The following is a 21,739-nucleotide window of genomic DNA, read 5'->3' as shown; positions in this document are numbered from 1 at the left end:
TTGCCATGCCAAACAAAAAATCTTCCAAAAAATCCCCCCTAAAATGGCTCACTCTGGCTGTCGTACTAGCCTTGATTGCCCTGTGGGGTGCCATCGTCTATGTAACCGCCTTTGCCAAAACTAACCGCTCTGCCCAAACTTTGACCGTAGAAAAGGGTGATACTTATCACAGTCTTTTGGTCAAAGACAAATGGCAGACCAGTCCGCTTGCATCTGCCACTGCCACACGGTTGTATCTAAAATTGCACGCCAAAAATAACTTAGAAACAGGAACCTACCAAATACCCCAAGGGGCAAGTCTTGCTGATGTTGTCAAGATTTTGGGTCAAGGGGGGGAGGTTGCCATGATAAAAGTGCAAATCATTGAAGGTAAAACCATCAAAGACTTGTATCACACCCTAAAAACAACCGATGGGGTCAAACTAGAATTACTCACACCCCTGTTATCAGATGCTGATGGATATTCATGGGTTGATGTGGCACAAGATAATGCCAAAGTTACCAAAACCCTAAATATCAGCACGCCCAACGGCAATCCTGAGGGGCAGTTTGCTCCTAATACCTACTTTTTTAATCAAGGCACAACCGACACTGTCATTTTAAAAAAACTGCACAGCGACCAGATGGCGATATTGGGTAAGATATGGGCAGAACGTGATGAGGGTTTACCTTATAAAACGCCTTATGATGCACTTATCATGGCAAGCATCATAGAAAAAGAAACAGGCATAAAATCTGAAAGAGATGACGTGTCAGCCGTATTTGTTAATCGCCTGCGTCAAGGCATGAGATTACAAACCGACCCAACCATCATCTATGGACTGTTTGACCGCTATGATGGTAAAATTTATAAATCCAATATCACCGAGCGAACCGATTACAACACTTATCATATAGACGGTTTGCCACCTACGCCCATTGCCCTGCCGTCTGCCGAAGCCATACAGGCGAGTTTGCACCCATCTGATGTGCCATACATCTATTTTGTGGCGACAGGTAAAGGCGGTCATAAATTTAGCCTAACCCTTGCTGAGCATAACAAGGCAGTGGCGGAGTATCGGGCTTTGATGGCGGATAAATAGATGACGTTGCAATCTTTTGTGTGTTATTAACACTTTTAAAAAAATCAAAATATTTGGAAAAATCATGACAATACCCCAATTTATCACCTTTGAAGGCACCGAAGGCGTGGGCAAAACGACCGCCATAGATAACTTTTGCTGTGAGCTTGATAAACAGGGCATCTCTCACATCCGCACTCGTGAGCCAGGGGGTAGCCTGCTTGCCGAAGACTTGCGTAAAATCCTACTAGATAACAAAACCCACATCAATGATGACACCGAGCTTTTGCTTATGTTTGCCGCACGAGCTGACCATTTGCATCGCATCATTTTGCCTGCTTTGGCAGAGGGTAAATGGGTCATTTGCGACCGTTTTTTTGACAGCACCGTGGCGTATCAAGGCTTTGGGCGGTTTGGGGGCGATGAGCGTGAACTTGCTAGGATTGAACGGCTCATAAATGACTTTATCCCAAAACAGCCTGATTTGACTTTTTGGCTGGATTTAGACCCTGCCATTGGCTTGGAGCGAGCAAGTCAGCGAAGTCAAGCAGATAGGTTTGAATGTGCAGGGCAAGGATTTTTTGACAAAACTTATCAAGGTTTTTTGTATCAATACCAAAAAAATCCCGAGCGTATCAAGCGAATCAATGCCAATCAAAGCCCTGATGGTGTAACAGATGAGATTATGCAAATTTTCAAGATTAGCCAAAAGCGGTTGCTCTTGCTGTGATGTGCTTTAACGCTTAGCTCTGTTGCTCTTGTGTCATCATGCTTGTTGATGGGGTGATGGTAATGGGTTTTGTCTTTGCTTAAATGGGTTTTGATGGTATAAATAGTTGTCATCAAAGAAGTTTAATAATACCACAATACTCAAAAACCGCCAGCCACCTTAACCTACTCTTAGACAATTAAGTTAAAACGACCGACTAAGCTCCAAATAAAAATTTTGTTTGTTATGGCTATAAAGTGCTGGTAAATTACTGTTATTTTTACTGTAACGATAAGTCAGCTTTGGCGTTAATCCAAGCCAGCGAATGTCTTTGTGCCAAATGGAGGTTTGTAGGGTTAGGGTTTTATCTGTGCGATACACATCATCAGGATTGACCAGACGCAATAATTTACCATGATAACGCTCACGCTCAGCACTCACCCTACCTTGCACGGTCAGACCATTTGGTAATCTTTGCAATACCCCAAAATGTATCTTTGTGGCATGACTGCTTTTTGTTGCATCTTGCAGATGACTAAGCTGATACCCCACGCCCAAAGAATAACGACGATTTGGGCCATCTTGCAACAAAATGGTGTCATTCACATGATAACGCTTGCCATCATAACCTTGATAACGCTCGGCATAATTGCCTTTTTCCATGCGTACAAAAAACGCATTTTGCCATTTATTATTTACCTGATGATGGCTGCCAAACGCCACGCCCTGACTGTCTTTTCTGGGGGATAATCTGCCATGCAACTGCTGATTGGTGGCAAAAATACGCCCAACAAAAGGCACGACATCAATATAACCTTTTTGGTGGTCTTTTCTTAGCCCAGCATGAGCAAAAACCGCCAGTTCATTGTGGCTTTTGTCATCATAAAACTTACCATCAACATCTAGGGCTGTATAAATACTGATGCCATGACTAAGTGGCGTGTATTTATTCACACCAAGCGATAAGGCAAGCCCATGAGCAGGTTTTGGGGCGTCTTTTTTAATGTTGGGCTGTGTGATGGTAGAGGCGGCATTGATATTGTCCAAATGCAGATAGTTGATGCCCAAATCCAAGCCCATTTTATATTTTTTATGCAAATAGCGACTTTGCGACAGCACCCATCTTTGTTCTTTTTTGCTTAATTTTAAAAAGTGGGCATCGTCTTTGAGTTCATCTAGCACCATTTGGGCGTGTTTATCGTGCTTTTTGGTCAGAAGCAAAGAGGCAAGTTGTAATTTCACCGCCGTAAGCGTCGGCTCTTTGTTGCTCAAATCGGTCAGCAGATTTAATGCCAATTTGGTATTACCATCACTTAGGGCAAGTTTGCTTTGGGCAAATAACAACAAAACATCATCTTGATAATCATCAGGCAGGCGGTCATAAAATGGCAATAACAAGCGTAATGTTGCCACATCATCTTGCACAATCGCTTGATGAAAGACATGATAAAATGCTTCTGGCTGGGCAAGTAAAAAATTGACATCTACGGTCGGTGGGGCAGATTGGTTCTCATTGCTCTGATTAACGGTCAAGGCATTGATGGGCAAGGTATTGATGGGCAAGGGGCTTTTATCACTCTTTAAGTCATCACTGGTAAAACCATCGCCTAAGCCATCACCTAAACCATCTGGGCTATCCAAACTGTCCAAATCTTTACCCAAACTTTCATCTGATAAAGCATCAGCAGATGGCAGTTCATGTGTGGGCGTATGAATGGGCATATGATGGCTGTGGGCATACGCCTGTGCTGTTAATGTATCAACACAGAGCAATAACAGCAGCTGCTTTAAAAGTCTGTGCTTGACTTTTAAAGCAGGGTTGGTCTTTGATAAAAAACAGGTCATATTAAAACTTCATTTCAAGACTGGCAAAGTAACTGCGACCTGGTGCAATGTAACGGGTTGATTGGGTACTGCTTGCAGCTTCGCTGGGCAGTTGGCGTGCCGCTTCCCATGTGGTGTAGCGGGTGTTTAACACATTATTAATGCCAAGGCGGGCGGTGATGCTCTCAGTTGGGCTATAATAACCTGTCATGTCTATTAAAGTATAGGCTTTGGGTATTGTGTGTGTCAAGGTTTGTGTTTCTCTTTTGCCATTTCTGATTCTAAGGGCACTCAGCTCATTTTCATCTTTTTGTTTGCTGTGCGTTAAAGTTGTGCCAATGCCCCATACTTGACTGGGGTGGTCATAGTTTAGACCGACCACATAGCGCGCTGGGGTGATGGCGTCCCAAAAAGCAGGGCGAGCCTGATACCAACCATCGGCATCTTTGGGTGCAATGTAATCAAATTTCCCCAATTTGGTATGACCATAACCCAAGGTCATTTCAAGACCATCTGGCAGTTTTGATGTCATGGCATGCAAATCCAGTTTGCCTTTGACGCTCACCCCTTTGATGGTGGCATTATATAAGTTAGCAAATACCTCATCACTGGTTTTGGGCGTGGGCGGATTGCCAACACATTCATTGGAATCCAAATGAGCCTTACAATACTCTTGCTGGGCTTTGGTTAAGTTCGGTATGGCTTTATCTAACATGTCCTTGTAACGGCTTTTGAACATGCTCATCTCAATATCCCCCCAAGGGTGCTGATAGCGAAAGCCATATTCGTTGGTATTTGAAGTTTCAGGTTTGACATCAACCGCTCGTTTGGGAAAAGACACATCAGGGTCGTTTTTATGCTGGGCGGCGGTGCTGTTATAGTTGTATAACTCATAAAAACTTGGCGTACGAAAGCCTTTGGCAGTTTTATACAACAGGCTAAAATCAGGTGTCAGATGAACCGCCGCCCCAAAATTATAGCTCTTATTGGTGTAGGTTTTGTTGATGATGTTTGAATCGGTGCTGTGAATGCGTTGTTTGTCCAAGCGTCCACCAAAACTTAAATCCACATAATCATTTGGTGTATAAAGGTTGTTAATGCCCACATATTGGTTACTGCCATGAATGGGAGCGCGTTCACATTCATTGGCATTACCACAGGCATCTTTTTCTTCTAAGCGTCCAAGGCGATTTTTGACAATCCACGCTGCCCCTGATTGCTTAAATTTGGCTTGCTCCTGTGCTGTCAGCGTGCTTTCATCAATAATGGCATCGCCTTGGGTGGTGTCAATGATTGTGCGTCTGCGGTTGTTGGCACGAAATTGGCTTTTAACTTTATCTGCACCAGCCAACACCGTCAAATCATGCTGGCCCAGCAGGTCAAAATTAAAATCAAGTTTGCCTGTCAAACTGGTACGCCCTTCTTTATAACGGTAATTGTTTTGATATTCATAATGCCCAATTTCACTGATGCCACAATTTAAATCCACCTTAGGATATTGGCTGCACGATTTTTTAATGTCATGGTTAATGATTTGGATATTTTGTTGGTGTAGGTTTAATTTTGCTTGTTTAAACCATGGCGTGTCAGGCTTAAACTCAAAACCTAACCCATAGCGAGTTTTGCCATGCTCTTGGTTAAACACACTGCTTCTGGCATAAGCCAGTTTTGGAATGGGGGCGTCATTGGCCCCTGGTCTAAATGATGCTTGTGATGCGTCATTGGGGTTTAGATACTCTTGATAATCATCGCAAAGGACAATGGAGCCGCCATTGGCAGGTTTACCGTCATTGCCCAATCTTGCCCCATGATAACTACAATGACGCATATCACGAATGTTGTATGTTTGCTTGGTGTCTTCTAATAACAGTTTGCTGACCAGATTTGGGGTGATTTTGATGTTAAGGCGTGCCAAATACGAGTCTGAACGATAGTCCATGGGGTCAGGTAACAACCGATAAATGCCTGTATAATCTTTGGCAGAGACAACCTCATGGGGGTGCGTGGACGCCAAATATTGTGCTTTTTCAGCATCGCTTAACTCAGAAAAATTGCGATTGCCGATGCCATCTGGTCGGGCTTTGGTGTAGACATAAGGGTATTGTACGCAGTTTTTTGGGTCATCACTTGCCAAACAGCTTTCGGTGATGTAGCTTGTGCCTGCAAACAGTTCATTGGGCTTTCTTAAATCATATTTTTGTTGCCATGCACCCAAGCGATATAGGCTTTGGTTGATGCCATTTAGGTCGCTGTGTGCTTTGTTTTCTTTGCCTTTACGGTAGGTATACTGCACCATCGCCTCCACACGCTCGGTTTTACCTGCCGCTGCCAGCGTCTGACTAAAATGGTCATTTTTGCTGTTATAAGTGGTTTTGCTTTGAGCGCCAAGATTTTTACCAGATTTTAAGACATCGCTCACATCTTTGGTATGAAACGCCACCGAACCGCCCAACGCGCCAGAGCCTGCTTCTAGGGCATTACCACCTTTATTGATGGCAACGGCGGAAATGTTTTCAATCTCTATCTCGTTCATCGCCCCAGAGCCTGCACCAGCTCGTTTGGTGGATTCATCTTTGTAAGATTGAATTTGGGCAATACCATCTACGGTAATCCCCACTCGGTTTTTATCCACGCCATGAATGGCAAATCCGCTGCTGCCACCACGCCCCTGTTCAACCACACTCACCCCAGTTTCATAACGCACCAAATCACGAATGCCCTGTACTTGTTCTTTTGCCAGCGTGTCAGAGGTTTTGACCGTTTTGCCAAGCCCTGTTACATCGGTGTCAAATCGAGAAACAGGGGCAGATGGGGCGGCGGTTACCGTGATGGCATCTAAATAGACGACAGGTGTTTTTGTGTCTTTACCATCAGAGTTGGCATCTGTCTGAGTGTTCTCTTGCGCCCAAACGGATAGGGGTAAAACTGCCACCCCAAATAACGCCACTTTGATGGCAAGGTTTAAGCGGTGTGTGGTCATGGTACAAGCTGATGGTGTGTGTATGATAGATTTTGACATAAAAAATCCTAAACTTTATTTTCTATTTTCTGGCGATGTTTTATCAAGATTTAGCCCAAGGCAAATCTGGTGTATTTATCCAAGAATTCGCCCAAGGCATTGTTTTAAGGCATTGTTTTAAGACACCATTTCAAAGTGCTGTTTTAAGGCATTGCCAAGGGCGTCATCAACTGTTGGTCAAGCGACTAAACGACTAAACGATGATGGGGGGCGTTATTTGGTCTCTTTGACAGCCCCAAAGACAGCCCCTGCTTTTTCGGCGGTGTCATTGATGCCATCGCCTTTGTCATACTGTAACTGTCCTGCCAACTCTTCGCCATTTGTGCCAAAAAATTGCCCCTTAACATCAATGTCTTGAATATTGTATAAAAATCCGCCACTGCTGTTATTGCCAATCTCATGGCGATAATCGGATACATCGGCTTTGGCGGTAAAGGCTGTGCCATCAATCTTGCCATCTTTGATGTTAAAAACAATGTCGCCATTATTGTCATTGAGATTGCCTGTCAGGCTGTTGGTGTCAAAATCCACATTAAACTTAGCTTTATTTTTACCATCTAAGGAGAAAGTTTTTTCATAAGTAGGCTCGTTAATGGGCAAGTGCTTGTTGGCAAATTCGGGGCGAATCTCACCTGCATGGTACACATTATCTGCACCATCATCATCGGCGTCTGCATCATCATCTTGGGGGTCAGCAGATGCGGTCAAATCATCGTCATCTTCTTCTGGGGTAAAGTCTTCGGTTAACAGATAACCTTGATGGCCTTTTGCCTTGATGGTTTCTGCATTATCGCTATAACCTTTGTCCTTTTTTTGAGTAAGATAGCCTGCCCAAAGACCGTTGTAGGTGAATTGACCTGCCGTGGGCAGCGTGGTGCTGGTATCGGCCCTACCGCCTTGCACAAAATAACTGCGTGTTGGGGTTTGGTTGGCATCGTTATACAGCGTCTCGCCAAAACTGATGTGCTGATAGCTTTTAGCACGAATGGCGGTATACGGCTTATCACCACTGGCTTCTTGTAACACGATGGTGGTAACTTGGTTATCTTTATTTAGTTTGGCATCAGGGTATTTTTCTTTAATGGATTGGTTGGCTTTGACAGCATCAGCAGGGGCTAATCTATCAACATGCTTGGCTGATAGGTCATAATAGTTGCCATTAAAATAAAATTTATCATGTTGCCCAAAATAAGCTGGCACGACTTGGGTGCTGCTGCCGACTTTTTTGGTGAACTCTGCTTGTGGTTTGCCCCAACGATATTCATAATATTCTTCATTACTGACATGGACAGTCCCATCTTCAATTTGTTCATTGATTTTATCATTTAACTTTGCTTTATCAATAATTTCACCAATCGTTTCATTATCCACAAAACTGGTGTTGGGTTTTTCAAAGCCTGCACTAAAATACACCGTTTTTGTGGCGACAGGTTTGGCCGTTTTGTCTCGTTTGCCACCAAAGACCACATAAGATGCGTTGTCATTGGATAAAAATTTACCCGCCAGCTCATCGCCCGACTGGCCATAAAACCCGCCTTCTAGCGTGTCTGAGTTGGGGTTTGGGTTGTTTGGGTTGGCAGCATTAGAGAATAGCTCTTTGATAAAAGGTGCGGTTTGTGTGTTTTCGTTAACCAAAGATTTGGCCGTACCGACAAAGCGGTTGCCTTTGATTTTGGCATCAATTTGATACACATCGGTTTCATTGACTTTTTTGGTAGTGTCAAATTGGCTTTTAATATAGTCGCCTTTATCATTTTGCTGATTGGGATTGTCATAATAAGACAGCTTGCCTGTTAATGAGTTTGTGTCAAAATCCACCTGATAAGTGGCAGGCGTGTGCTTATATTGAAAGCCATTTAGATAAATGTGGGCAGCACTGACGACATCGCCCTCGTTGGCCTTGCCACTGGCATTGAGATAGACCCCCACTCGATCATCTGCTGCTGAAAGGGCGGGGCGTTTTTTGACATCACTTAGGTACAGCCAGTTGCCTGTGTAGTTAAATTTACCAGCACTGGGCAGCTGGCTGCTGGCATTTTCTCCATGATAAAACAAAATGGGCATGGGTTTGGGAATGCGGTCTTGGTCATTTTGAGTATCGGCATTTTTTTGGGTCAGGCTGCTGCCTTGTAGTTCAAGATACCCAAAACGGATATTTTCATAAGCATCGGCGGGCTTTTTGGCTTTGGCATTATCAGCTTGCTGATGATTGATGTGAGTGTTGTTGTTGGACGGTGTTGTTAAGTTGCCATAACCATACACTTTAATGGTGTTTATCTTTTGGGGGTCAAAACGATGGCGTTCACTGTCTAAGTGCAAATCAGACAATGCAGGGAATTTGTTAAAATACAAGGGTTTGATGTCATTGGCGGTGATGGGCTGACGCAAGTTTTTACCTTTTCCGATGCCATCAGGGCGATGGGCATCAATACCAACATATAATTTGCCTAACCACTGCTGTTTTAAATCATCGCTATAATCTGGGTCATTTTTTGGGCTGGTATCACGAATCTTACCCATCACAAAAAACCCTGCGGCAGCGGCGGTCTTTTGTGATTGTGTCAGTTGGTTGTTATCGCCATTTGGGTCAGTTGTGCTGGTGTTGTTATCCGTGTTGTTGCCCTGATTGTTGGCGTTGTTGGCATTATTGGTATTGTCATGACCTGTGTTCGGTGTTGGTAAAACCGTGCCTTGGGGCAGTTGGGTAACATTGGGTGCATTGGCACTGATGTCATCAGAATGGCAGCCTGTCATCAGAGCGGCAGCAAAAATACTGGCGATGGCAAGGCTAAGGGTGCGTTTTTGGTAGAAAATGTGGGGGGTTTTGACAGTACTCATGGTGATGTCTCGTTTGGTGTGTTATGAAGACCGCTTTACTAAATCAGCCCAAGCATCCACCACGAAGAAAAGTGCAATCAACTCCCATAAACACATAACAAGGCAAAAAGCACAATCAGCCGATGCTGTTATGCTAAGCTTGCTGTCAATCGGACAATCCACTCACCGTTTGGTAATTGTTAAGATGGGGAATGAAGTTTAGCAATGGATATCTTGGCACTAATGATAATTAGTATCATATAATAACATAAAAATTTACAATCTAGCAAGTTATTTTCTGATATTTTTCTGTGACAATATTAATGGTGTAATAAGATTTTTTGGTAAGATAAATCTTTATGGTTGATAATTTATGGTTGATAAGTAGAATGATGGGCAATAATTAGGGTGTGTTGAACCAATGCTCAACACACCCCAAATCAAATCCATCTATTCGCTGACAAAAGCGATTTTGCCCAGTCCTGCTTTTGATGCCTCAGCCAAAACCTGTGCGACGGTGTCGTATTTACCCTCTTTATCAGCACGCAAATTAATTTGAGGGTTTTTGCCTGCATTAACCTGCTCGGTGAAACGCTGACTTAGCTCATCTAAGCTCAGTGCTTCACGGTCCCAATAAATCCCCCCTGCCTCATCAATGCTAATTTGTAAGACCTCAGGCGGTGCATCATTCACCGATGCCGAAGTTTTTGGTAAATCAAGCGGTACACTTGGATTTAGCACCGTTGCTGTTACCAAAAAAATAATCATCAAAACCAACATGATGTCAATCAGCGGAATAAGGTTCATCTCATTCATGCCGTTATTGTCATGATCACCCAACTCAAAAGCCATCAGAATCTCCTTTATCGTACAATCTTAGACAGAATTTGATGGGCTGTATCAGTTGCCAGATGAATCGCTTGCTTGTTGATGCGTGTGGCAATGTTATAAAAGATCACCGCAGGTATTGCAACCGCCAAACCCAAACCTGTCATAATCAATGCCTCGCCCACAGGTCCTGCCACTTGTGCCAAGCCTGCTTGACCTGTTGCACCGATGCTATGAAGGGCATGAAAAATCCCCCAAACCGTACCAAACAGCCCAATAAAAGGTGCGATGGAAGCTGTTGTGCCAAGAACGGGCAGACCTTTTTCAAGTTCATAACGATGACGAGCGATTTGTTGGAGCAGTTTTTGCTCTGTTGCCATCTTGCGTTGGTCAAATGGCAAATCATCCAAGTTTTGGATATTGATTTGGGAGGTTAGCTCATCAACAATATTTGCTGTGCGACGCCGAGAGTTAATCACACGCATGATGCCCACAACCCAAGATGTCATTGATAAAGCCAATAAGACAAAAAACAGTGTCTTACTCACCGCATCGGTATGCGACCAATAAAATCCAAAATCCATAAATTCACCTCAAATTTTCAAAACCTAATCAAATGACCAAATATCTGGGCAACTCAACTAAGTTATCATAAGAATTATTGCTAAAAATCAGTTAAAACCACAAAATTAGTTGGTACATGACTCATCTTTTGGTAGTTTTAACGTAATCGGATAAATTGCAGTGCCAACACGTGTGATGTTACCCTCTCTAAACGGATGCAGGCGACCACGACCGATTTGACGGATAATCTGTCGGTCTAATTTGGCATCGCCTGTTGAACCATTTAAATTGACATTGGAGATTTTACCCTCAGCATCAACACGGAAACTCACTTGAAGCGTGGTGTCAATATCACTTCTGGCTGAACAAAAATTATTCACTCTGGGCTTGGTTTTCCAGCTGGCATTACTGATATTAATGCCGCCTTCCACGGTCTGATTTTGGGCAGGCTGACCGCCCCCATGATTACCTGCTTTTTTGGCAGCATCAGCCGCCGCTTGGGCAGCCGCTTGTCTTGCAGCAGCCGCTTGGGCTTCTTTCTGTGCTTGTTCTCTGGCTCTGCGTTCGTTGTCAAGTCGCTCCTGCTCACGTCTTGCGTTTTCTAAGCGTTCTTGTTCAAGTCGCTCTTGTTCTCTGCGTTCATTTTCAAGGCGTTCTTGTTCAAGTCGCTCTTGTTCTTGAATTTTGGCCAATTGTTTTTGCTGGGCAACCCAAGCCTCTTGAAGTCTTTGTTGTTCTAAGATGGCTTCTACATCAATCTCGGGCTCAGGTTCAGGTTCAGGTTCAGGCTCGGGCAATGGCTCAGGTTCGGGTTCAGGCTCAGGAATTGGTTCAGGTTCGGGTGGCGGTTCAACAACCTCAGGGGTAGCAACCTCTGGCTCTACAACAGGCTCTGGCGTAACAACAGGTTCGCCTGGCGGTTCGGGCGATTCAAGGTCATTAAGTGCGATGGGTTCAGGCACTGATTCTTTGATGAATTCAACCTCTAAGGGCGGCGTTACAGGTGGTGGTGTTATTGGTTTTATGGTCATATTCGCCAATCCAAAACCTACCAATCCATGCAAGACAGCTGCAATAGAGATAGCCAACACTTTGATTTTTTTGGAATTATCCACTTAAAACACCCATAAACAACTAAATGTAGCACATCTATTTATAGAAAATTAAAAATATTAACGATTATCATTTGTTATATTATAAATAATTTGATTATAAATTGCAACATTTTGGTAAAATTTATTTCACCAAAAAAGCACCAAGCACGCTCATCATCTTATCCTTAATCCAAACCAAGTTAGCACAGTGTTTGGCAAAGTTTAGGTAGGAGCCTAATTTAGGGAGATAGTGAGTGTAATGATTGGTAAAATAAGCCCAAATGCCTTTGTCTGTATAAAGACCTAAGCACTCTCCAACAAGCTCCATGGTAATGATTTTTGCATCAGATAAAGCATGAGTAAAACCTTTGCCTCTTAAAGGTTTGGTTACAATATTTTGATACAAAGTCTCTACCAAAAGATAGGCAACAATGATAAAATCATCATACGACATGGCTTGCTCTGATTGTTTTGTGGTGAAACTTAGGATTGGGCTATGTCGTTTTTGTTTCAAGGGGCTTGGGTTTAGTTGAGAGTGGGGTTACGAGTAGGTCATGGTATTTAGAATCCCTATTTAACGGATGTTAGGGTATTGTAGCATATTTGGGGTTTGTGGGGTGTACCTACTTTCCATGACGGACGATAAGGATGCGGTTATCAAGGTTGGTAATCTGTACTAGGGCGTGCCTGCCCTTTATAACACTATTTGCAATATAGAAATATTTTAGAGATAAACTAATCGTTTTTGCATGAAAAATGGCTAAATCTTGTGACTCGAAGTCAAAAGCTCGTTTGATAGAACGACTATCAAACGAGCTTTTTCCTTGAAAAGCGTGCGATTTTTCGTGATTTTCATTGCAAATACAAAAGGCAGGCATGCCCTATTTTGTTAATAAAAACATTTGTATTATCTCATATAGAGTTGATGTTAATGGTTTGTATTATTCCTTGTTTATCACTTGCATTTGTATGATGCTTTGTATTATAATTTTACTTATTTTTACAAACTTTAAACCAAAATAACCAAAATCAAAAATTCAATCACTTTGGTTGGGTGGTTTTAGCAAGCAAATGGTTGTTTTTGGTAAAAAATAAGTTTTCAAAGACGATACACTTCATACACATTTTTGGCATCTTCAATTTGATGCCTGCCTTGTGATTGATTGGGGTGTATCGGTGTGTCAAAGTGCAAAAGCCAACAGGTGGTCATTGATGAATCAATCAAAACAAAACAACAAATCCAAAAAATCCAAACAAGTATTAAAACTTAGTGCCTTGTCTTTGGGTCTGCTTAACATCACGCAGGTGGCACTGGCAAACACAACGGCCGATAAGGCGGAAGCAACAGATAAGACAAACCTTGTTGTTGTCTTGGATGAAACTGTCGTAACAGCGAAGAAAAACGCTCGTAAAGCCAACGAGGTTACAGGACTTGGCAAGGTGGTCAAAACTGCTGAGACCATCAATAAAGAACAAGTACTAAACATTCGAGACTTAACACGCTATGACCCTGGCATTGCTGTGGTTGAGCAAGGTCGCGGGGCAAGCTCGGGCTATTCTATTCGTGGTATGGATAAAAATCGTGTGGCGGTATTGGTTGATGGCATCAATCAAGCCCAGCACTATGCCCTACAAGGTCCTGTGTCAGGCAGAAATTATGCCGCAGGTGGGGCAATCAACGAAATAGAATACGAAAACGTCCGCTCCATTGAGATTAGCAAAGGTGCAAATTCAAGTGAATACGGCTCTGGGGCATTATCTGGCTCTGTGGCATTTGTTACCAAAACCGCCGATGACATCATCAAAGATGGTAAAGATTGGGGCGTGCAGACCAAAACCGCCTATGCCAGTAAAAATAACGCATGGGTTAATTCTGTGGCAGCAGCAGGCAAGGCAGGTTCTTTTAGCGGTCTTGTCATCTACACCGACCGCCGTGGTCAAGAATACAAGGCACATGATGATGCCTATCAGGGCAGCCAAAGTTTTGATAGGGCGGTGGCAACCACTGACCCAAATAACCGCACATTTTTAATGGCAAATGAATGTGCCAATGGTAATTATGAAGCGTGTGCCTCTGGCGGTCAAACCAAACTTCAAGCCACGCCAACCAATGTGCGTGATAAGGTAAATGTCAAAGATTATACAGGCCCCAACCGCCTTATCCCAAACCCACTCACCCAAGACAGCAAATCCTTACTGCTTCGCCCAGGTTATCAGCTAAACGATAAGCACTATGTCGGTGGTGTGTATGAAACCACCAAACAAAACTATGCCATGCAAGATAAAACCGTGCCTGCTTATCTGACGGTTCATGACATTGAAAAATCAAAGCTCATCAACCATGGCGAAGCCAATGGCTATTATCAAGGCAATAACCTTGGTGAACGCATTCGTGATGCCATTGGGGCAAATTCAGGTTATGGCATCAACTATGCTCATGGCGTATTTTATGACGAAAAACACCAAAAAGACCGCCTAGGGCTTGAATATGTTTATGACAGCAAAGGTGAAAATAAATGGTTTGATGATGTGCGTGTGTCTTATGACAAGCAAGACATTACGCTACGTAGCCAGCTGACCAACACGCACTGTTCAACCTATCCGCACATTGACAAAAATTGTACGCCTGATGTCAATAAACCTTTTTCGGTAAAAGAGGTGGATAACAATGCCTACAAAGAACAGCACAATTTAATCAAAGCCGTCTTTAACAAAAAAATGGCGTTGGGCAGTACGCATCATCACATCAATCTGCAAGTTGGCTATGATAAATTCAATTCAAGCCTTAGCCGTGAAGATTATCGTTTGGCAACCCATCAATCTTATCAAAAGCTTGATTACACCCCACCAAGTAACCCTTTGCCAGATAAGTTTAAGCCCATTTTAGGTTCAAACAACAAACCCATTTGCCTTGATGCTTATGGTTATGGTCATGACCATCCACAGGCTTGTAACGCCAAAAACAACACTTATCAAAATTTTGCCATCAAGCAAGGCATAGAGAAATACAACCAAAAAAATACCGATAAGATTGATTATCAAGCCATCATTGACAAATATGATAAACAACACCCCAAAAACACCCTAAAACCCTTTGAGAAAATCAAACAAAGTTTGGGGCAAGAAACATACGACAAGATAGACAGACTGGGCTTTCAAGCTTATGCAGGGCTACGCAAAGGATGGGCGGATTGGACTAATGAAAACAGCCAAAAAAACGCCAAAAAAGGCACGGATAATATCTATAAGCCAAATCAAGCGACTGTTGTCAAAGATGATAACTGCAAATATAGCGAGACCAACAGCTATGCTGATTGCTCAACCACTCGCCACATCAGCGGTAATAATTATTTCATCGCTTTAAGAGACAACATGACCATCAATAAATATGTTGATTTGGGGTTGGGTGCTCGCTATGACAGAATCAAACACAAATCTGATGTGCCTTTGGTGGACAACAGTGCCAGCAACCAGCTGTCTTGGAATTTTGGCGTGGTGGTCAAGCCCACCAACTGGCTAGACATCGCTTATAGAAGCTCGCAAGGCTTTCGCATGCCAAGTTTTTCTGAAATGTATGGCGAACGCTTTGGCGTAACCATCGGTAAAGGCACGCAACATGGCTGTAAGGGTCTTTGGTACATTTGTCAGCAGACTGTCCATCAAACCAAGCTAAAACCTGAAAAATCCTTGAACCAAGAAATCGGAGCGACTTTACATAACCGCTTAGGCAGTCTTGAAGTCAGTTATTTTAAAAATCGCTATACCGATTTGATTGTTGGTAAAAGTGAAGAGATTAGAACCCTAACCAAAGGTGCTGATGCAGGCAAACAGCGTGGTAAAGGTGATTTGGGCTTTCATAATGGACAAGATGCTGATTTGACAGGCATTAACATTCTTGGCAGAATTGACCTAAACGCTGTCAATAGTCGCATTCCCTATGGATTATACTCAACACTGGCTTATAACAAAGTTGATGTTAAAGGCAAAACCTTAAACCCAACTTTGGCAGGAACAAACATGTTGTTTGATGCCATTCAGCCATCTCGTTATGTGGTGGGAATCGGCTATGATGCCCCAAGCCAAAAATGGGGAGCAAACGCCATGTTTACCCATTCTGATGCCAAAAATCCAAGCGAGCTTTTGGCAGATAAGAACTTAGGTAATGGCAACATTCAAACAAAACAAGCCACCAAAGCAAAATCCACGCCGTGGCAAACACTTGATTTGTCAGGTTATGTAAACATAAAAGATAACTTTACCTTGCGTGCTGGCGTGTATAATGTATTTGATACCTATTACACCACCTGGGAATCTTTACGCCAAACAGCAGAAGGGGCGGTCAATCAGCATACAGGACTGAGCCAAGATAAGCATTATGGTCGCTATGCCGCTCCTGGACGCAATTACCAATTGGCACTTGAAATGAAGTTTTAACCTGCACTTTTAATCAGTGGTTTGGATGTGATTGTGGCATGCCAAATCCCAATCAACCAATGAATAAAGCCCCCATCTACCATGAGGGCTTTATTTTATCATCGCTAAGTGATGCTCTTAGCGGTCATCACTCAGATTAGTCATTAATTTATTAGCAATTAATTTATCAGTAATCACGTTGCTCTTTTAGGATGTTAAGTGATGGGTATTCAAGAACGATGTCATACTCAGCACCGTCTTTGTAGGCTTCTACTTCAAAAACAGGCTTGCCCAAACAATCATCAACTTCTATATCAGCAACTTGATAGCCACGAGCAACAAGCATTTGCATGGCTTTTTGACGATTTTGGTTAAAATTGCTGTCGCCATAAGCTTGTGCTTTAATACGGTCGTTAGCAACTGCGGTGGTAGAGATACCAACGGCAGGCAACAAAACAGCAACACTTAACACGCCAGCCAACAGTTTGTTGGTTAAATTTTTCATGGTAGTTTCCTGATTATTATCATTGTAATTCATGTTTATCGTTATAAACAATCGTTATAAATAACTGTGTCGTGATAACCATCAATCACAAGTGGGTTAAATGCCTTTTGCCCAATGGCAAATGACGCAATATGCTGTTTGTTCTATGATGGTCTATTATGATCATCATTTTATTGACCTATTTTTTAATCGTAATGTTTGTTTGATGTTAGTATAAATTTTATCAATCAAACAATCACAAATTATATCAATCATAGACGGTAAACAGGCTTCATATTTTACGCATATTTCCCCAAATGTCTGTGGTATTTCATAGATGATTTGTAAAATAATTGTCGGTCATTATTATCAATTGTAAACTGATGGCTAATTTGTAACCTTATGGCTAATGATAATATGAATAAAGCGTTATACTGTATCAAATAATGAATAAAAACCATCAATGGCATCTTATTTATCGTCAGTTTGTGTAAATAAGATGACAATGAAACTAACAATTTTGATAAATTAATTAATAATTATTCACATTTTTATTTTTAAATACCATAAAAAATGGTAAAATATGCTCGCTTTTTTGATAGGAACTGTCATGACAATCACGCCTGTTTATACCACATTCACCCCCACCAAAACACCCATAAAATTTTTTATGGCTGGCTTGACTTTTCTAATCGCTCATATCAGCCATGCCGATGATGGTCGCACCGACAATCAAGAACCAATCAATCAAGAAATAACCGCCCTTGAACCCATCATTAACCATGCTCAACCTGAACTATTGCCCCATGGTGCATTAACACCAACAACAGAACCAACACTGGCACAAGCATCAAATCCTGACGAAGATACGCTCATCGCCGATGAAGCGTTACTGCTTGATAACCCCGATTTGCTTAATCACGCCCTAAATTCTGCTGTCATGACCAATCATATGGCAGGGGTTCGCGCATTATTGCCCATTTATCAAAAACTGCCCAAAGACCATCAAAATGGCATCTTGCTTGGGTATGCCAATGCACTGGTTGCCTTGGACAAAGGCAACGCCAAAACAGCCATTGATGAGCTACGTCGCATCATCGCCATCATGCCTGAATATAATGTGGTGCGTTTTCATCTGGCAAGGGCATTATTTATGGACAAACAAAACGAAGCCGCCCTTGACCAGTTTAATAAATTACATGCTGATAACTTGCCAGATAATGTGCGACAGGTTGTTGGGCAGTACAGACAAGCGTTAAAACAACGAGATTCATGGACATGGCAAGCAGGCATGAATCTGGCCAAAGAAGACAACATTAATCAAACCCCCAAAAACACCACGCAAGGTCAATGGACTTTTGACAAACCCATTGATGCCATCACCCTAAGCTATCAATTAGGGGCGGATAAAAAGTGGTCTTTGCCCAAAGGGGCATATGTGGGAGCGAACGCCCAAATCCATGGCAAACATCATCAAAATCACAAAAAATACAACGACCATTGGGGCAGACTGGGGGCAAATTTGGGCTTTGCTGATGCCAAAAAAGACCTTGGCATTGAGGTCTATGGTGAAAAAAGATTTTATGGGCATGAGCGTTATACCGACACCATAGGCATACGCATGTCAGCTGATTATAGAATCAACCCAAAATTTCAAAGCCTAAACGCCATAGACATATCACGCCTAACCAACCATCGGACGCCTAGGGCTGACAGTAACAACACTTTATACAGCACATCATTGATTTATTACCCAAATGCCACACGCTATTATCTTTTGGGGGCAGACTTTTATGATGAAAAAGTGCCACAAGACCCATCTGACAGCTATGAGCGCCGTGGCATACGCACAGCGTGGGGGCAAGAATGGGCGGGCGGTCTTTCAAGCCGTGCCCAAATCAGCATCAACAAACGCCATTACCAAGGGGCAAACTTAACCAGCGGTGGACAAATTCGCCATGATAAACAGATGCAAGCGTCTTTATCATTTTGGCACAGAGACATTCACAAATGGGGCATCACGCCACGACTGACCATCAGCACAAACATCAATAAAAGCAATGACATTAAGGCAAATTACCATAAAAATCAAATGTTTGTTGAGTTTAGTCGCATTTTTTAATGGGATGAGCATGCCCTGCTTTTGTTTTTGTAAAAAAATGTACCATCATAGACAATATCAAGAAAAAATCAAGAAAAAAATCAAAAATATAATAGATAATTGTTATTGTTTATGTTATTATTTATCAATGTAAATTTACCGTATTTTGTCCATCACAAACGCATTTATCATAACTGCTCAAACAAATACGCCAAATGCACATTGTCAGCATGCCAAAATAGGCATTAACAGACTTGTTTAGATAATACCATCAACCCATCAGAGGATTATTTTATGAAACACATTCCTTTAACCACACTGTGTGTGGCAATCTCTGCCGTCTTATTAACCGCTTGTGGTGGTAGCAGTGGTGGTTCAAATCCACCTGCCCCTACGCCCATTCCAAATGCAGGCAATGCAGGTAATGCTGGCGGTACAGGAAATACAGGCGGTACTGGCAGTACTGATAATGCAGGCAATGCTGGCGGTGCAAACTCTGGTACAGGCAGTGCAGGTAATTCAGGTAATGCAAACTCTGGTACAGGCAGTGCCAACACACCAGAACCAAAATATCAAGATGTGCCAACAACGCCCAATAACAAAGAACAAGTTTCATCCATTCAAGAACCTGCCATGGGTTTTGGCATGGCTTTGAGTAAAATTAATCTATACGACCAACAAGACACGCCATTAGATGAAAAAGATATCATTACCTTAGACGGTAAAAAACAAGTTGCAAAAGGTGAAAAATCGCCATTGCCATTTTCGTTAGATGTAGAAAATAAATTGCTTGATGGCTATATGGCAAAAATGAATGAAGCGGATAAAAATGCCATTGGAAAAAGAATTAAAGAACAAAATAAACAAATCTCCGATGCAGAGCTTGCCAAACAAATCAAAGAAAATGTGCGTAAAAGCCCTGATTTTCAGCAAGTAATAACATCACTGGAAAACAAAATTTTTCATTCAAATGACAAAACAACCAAAGCAACCACACGAGATTTAAAATATGTTGATTATGGTTACTACTTGGTGAATGATGCCAATTATCTAACCGTCAGAAAAACAGATGAACCAAGACTTTGGAATTCAGGTCCTGTGGGTGGTGTGTTTTATAATGGCACAACGACCGCCAAAGAGTTGCCCACACAAGATACAGTCAAATATAAAGGATATTGGGACTTTATGACCGATGTTGCCAAAAATAAAAGAAACCGATTTAGCGAAGTGAAAGAAACCTATCAAGCAGGCTGGTGGTATGGGGCATCTTCAAAAGATGAATACAACCGCTTATTAACCCAAGAAGGCTCTGCCCCTGATGGTCATAGCGGTGAATATGGTCATAGCAGTGAATTTACGGTAGATTTTAGTAAAAAGAGCCTAACAGGTGGGCTGTTTAGTAACCTACAAGACAGCCATAAACAAGCAGTAACCAAAACCAAACGCTATGACATCAATGCCAGTATCCACGGCAACCGCTTCCGTGGCAGTGCCATCGCACATGATAAAAAAGAAGAAAGCAAAACCAAACACCCCTTTACCAGCGATGCTACAAACAAGCTAGAAGGTGGTTTTTATGGACCAAAAGGTGAGGAGTTGGCAGGTAAATTCTTAACCGATGACAACAAACTCTTTGGTGTCTTTGGTGCTAAACAAGAGGGTAAAGTAGAAAAAACCGAAGCCATCTTAGATGCTTATGCACTTGGGACATTTAATACAAATAACGCAACCACATTCACCCCATTTACCAAAAAACAACTGGATAACTTTGGTAATGCCAAAAAGTTGGTCTTGGGTTCTACCGTCATTGATTTGGTATCTACCGATGCCACCAAAAATGAATTCACCAAAGACAAGCCAGATTCTGCCACAAACAAAGCGGGCGAGACTTTGATGGTGAATGATAAAGTTAGTGTCAAAACCTATGGCAAAAACTTTGAATACCTAAAATTTGGTGAGCTCAGTGTCGGCACAAGCAACAGTGTCTTTTTGCAAGGTGAACGCACCGCTACCACAGGCGAGAAAGCCGTACCAACCACAGGCAAAGCTAAATATCTGGGGAACTGGGTAGGATACATCACAGGAGCGGACTCATCAAAAGGCTTTAATGATGCCAAAGATGTTGCTGATTTTGACATTGACTTTGAGAAAAAATCAGTTAATGGCAAACTTATCACCAAAGACCGCAAAGATCCTGTATTTAGCATCACAGGTCAAATCGCAGGCAATGGCTGGACAGGCAAAGCCAGCACTGCCGAAGCGAACGCAGGGGGCTACAAGATAGATTCTAGCAGTACAGGCAAATCCATCGTCATCAAAGATGCCGAGGTTACTGGGGGCTTTTATGGTCCAAATGCAACCGAGATGGGTGGGTCATTTGCACACAAAAACAGCGGTGATGATGGCAAAGTCTCTGTGGTCTTTGGCACAAAAAAACAACAAGAAGTTAAGCAGTAATTTAAACACAATGTTTGTTCGGCTGATGGGATTGATGCTTAATCAAATATAAATGATTAAGATGATAAGCCCAAGCCATGCCAATGATTGATAGCAACGATGGCAGATGATGAGTTTTCATTATCTGCCATTATTATTGCTTAGTTACTGTTTGTCATTTGGTGGCATTTTACTTAGGTGGTGTTACTGGTTTTGGTTATGATGCACCATTTTAGAGCAAATGGTCAGATTATTTTCACATCAGACACTTGCCTGCAAAGGCTTATGGTTACCGCTATTCTGCTTAAAAAGCATATACCCTCTGCTGTTTATATGGACATTTTTATGGTAAATACAAAATTTCAACACGCTTTAGGGTATGCCTGCCT

At 42.3% G+C, this 21,739-nt stretch carries 13 protein-coding genes; 5 read left to right on the top strand and 8 right to left on the bottom strand.

The genetic code is table 11. The annotated features are described in order from the left end of the window. Positions 1-5 precede the first annotated feature (5 nt). Positions 6-1,082 carry an endolytic transglycosylase MltG gene (mltG, locus tag IM753_RS03890; protein WP_194108721.1) on the top strand — a complete coding sequence of 359 codons (1,077 nt, stop codon included), beginning with the start codon at positions 6-8 and terminating at the stop codon, positions 1,080-1,082. Positions 1,083-1,146: 64 nt separating this feature from the next. After that, positions 1,147-1,791 (top strand): dTMP kinase, encoded by a 645-nt coding sequence (gene tmk / locus IM753_RS03885; protein ID WP_194108720.1) that lies wholly within the window; start codon positions 1,147-1,149, stop codon positions 1,789-1,791. Positions 1,792-1,974: 183 nt separating this feature from the next. On the opposite strand, the gene IM753_RS03880 is transcribed toward tmk, so the two are convergent. From IM753_RS03880 to IM753_RS03850, 7 genes are all read right to left on the bottom strand, one after another. Further along, positions 1,975-3,615, bottom strand: coding sequence for a surface lipoprotein assembly modifier (locus tag IM753_RS03880; RefSeq protein ID WP_194108719.1), 1,641 nt, complete (start codon positions 3,613-3,615; stop codon positions 1,975-1,977). Between the two features lies 1 nt (position 3,616). Next, positions 3,617-6,613, bottom strand: a complete 2,997-nt coding sequence (locus IM753_RS03875; protein ID WP_194108717.1) for a lactoferrin/transferrin family TonB-dependent receptor — start codon at positions 6,611-6,613, stop codon at positions 3,617-3,619. A 213-nt stretch (positions 6,614-6,826) separates the two neighbouring features. Then, positions 6,827-9,451: a transferrin-binding protein-like solute binding protein gene (locus IM753_RS03870; RefSeq protein ID WP_194108716.1), complete on the bottom strand. Its 2,625-nt coding sequence runs from the start codon at positions 9,449-9,451 to the stop codon at positions 6,827-6,829. A 429-nt stretch (positions 9,452-9,880) separates the two neighbouring features. After that, positions 9,881-10,282: a biopolymer transporter ExbD gene (locus IM753_RS03865; protein WP_062499354.1), complete on the bottom strand. Its 402-nt coding sequence runs from the start codon at positions 10,280-10,282 to the stop codon at positions 9,881-9,883. 11 nt (positions 10,283-10,293) lie between these two features. Next, positions 10,294-10,842: a MotA/TolQ/ExbB proton channel family protein gene (locus IM753_RS03860; protein ID WP_062499355.1), complete on the bottom strand. Its 549-nt coding sequence runs from the start codon at positions 10,840-10,842 to the stop codon at positions 10,294-10,296. 105 nt (positions 10,843-10,947) lie between these two features. Further along, the gene (locus IM753_RS03855; RefSeq protein WP_194108714.1) at positions 10,948-11,937 is read right to left on the bottom strand and encodes an energy transducer TonB; all 990 of its coding nucleotides are present in this window, start codon (positions 11,935-11,937) and stop codon (positions 10,948-10,950) included. 121 nt (positions 11,938-12,058) lie between these two features. Further along, on the bottom strand, positions 12,059-12,430 hold the full coding sequence (locus tag IM753_RS03850; RefSeq protein ID WP_065273991.1) for a hypothetical protein: 372 nt from the start codon (positions 12,428-12,430) through the stop codon (positions 12,059-12,061). Positions 12,431-13,128: 698 nt separating this feature from the next. Between IM753_RS03850 and IM753_RS03845 the strand changes: the two genes are divergently transcribed. Then, complete coding sequence (locus tag IM753_RS03845; protein ID WP_194092612.1) at positions 13,129-16,350, top strand: lactoferrin/transferrin family TonB-dependent receptor; 3,222 nt, start codon at positions 13,129-13,131, stop codon at positions 16,348-16,350. A gap of 166 nt (positions 16,351-16,516) precedes the next feature. On the opposite strand, the gene IM753_RS03840 is transcribed toward IM753_RS03845, so the two are convergent. Continuing rightward, positions 16,517-16,834 (bottom strand): PepSY domain-containing protein, encoded by a 318-nt coding sequence (locus IM753_RS03840; protein ID WP_194108713.1) that lies wholly within the window; start codon positions 16,832-16,834, stop codon positions 16,517-16,519. 589 nt (positions 16,835-17,423) lie between these two features. Between IM753_RS03840 and IM753_RS03835 the strand changes: the two genes are divergently transcribed. After that, a complete protein-coding gene (locus IM753_RS03835) occupies positions 17,424-18,935 on the top strand; it encodes a surface lipoprotein assembly modifier (RefSeq protein WP_194108712.1) in 1,512 nt (503 codons plus the stop codon). A gap of 273 nt (positions 18,936-19,208) precedes the next feature. Further along, positions 19,209-21,371, top strand: a complete 2,163-nt coding sequence (locus IM753_RS03830; protein WP_194108711.1) for a transferrin-binding protein-like solute binding protein — start codon at positions 19,209-19,211, stop codon at positions 21,369-21,371. Positions 21,372-21,739: the final 368 nt, after the last annotated feature.

Origin of the sequence: Moraxella sp. K127 (assembly GCF_015223095.1) — a bacterium.
Lineage (GTDB): Bacteria > Pseudomonadota > Gammaproteobacteria > Pseudomonadales > Moraxellaceae > Moraxella.
The sequence above is the reverse complement of the archived record's forward strand: the minus strand, read 5'-3'. Positions and strand labels throughout refer to the sequence as shown.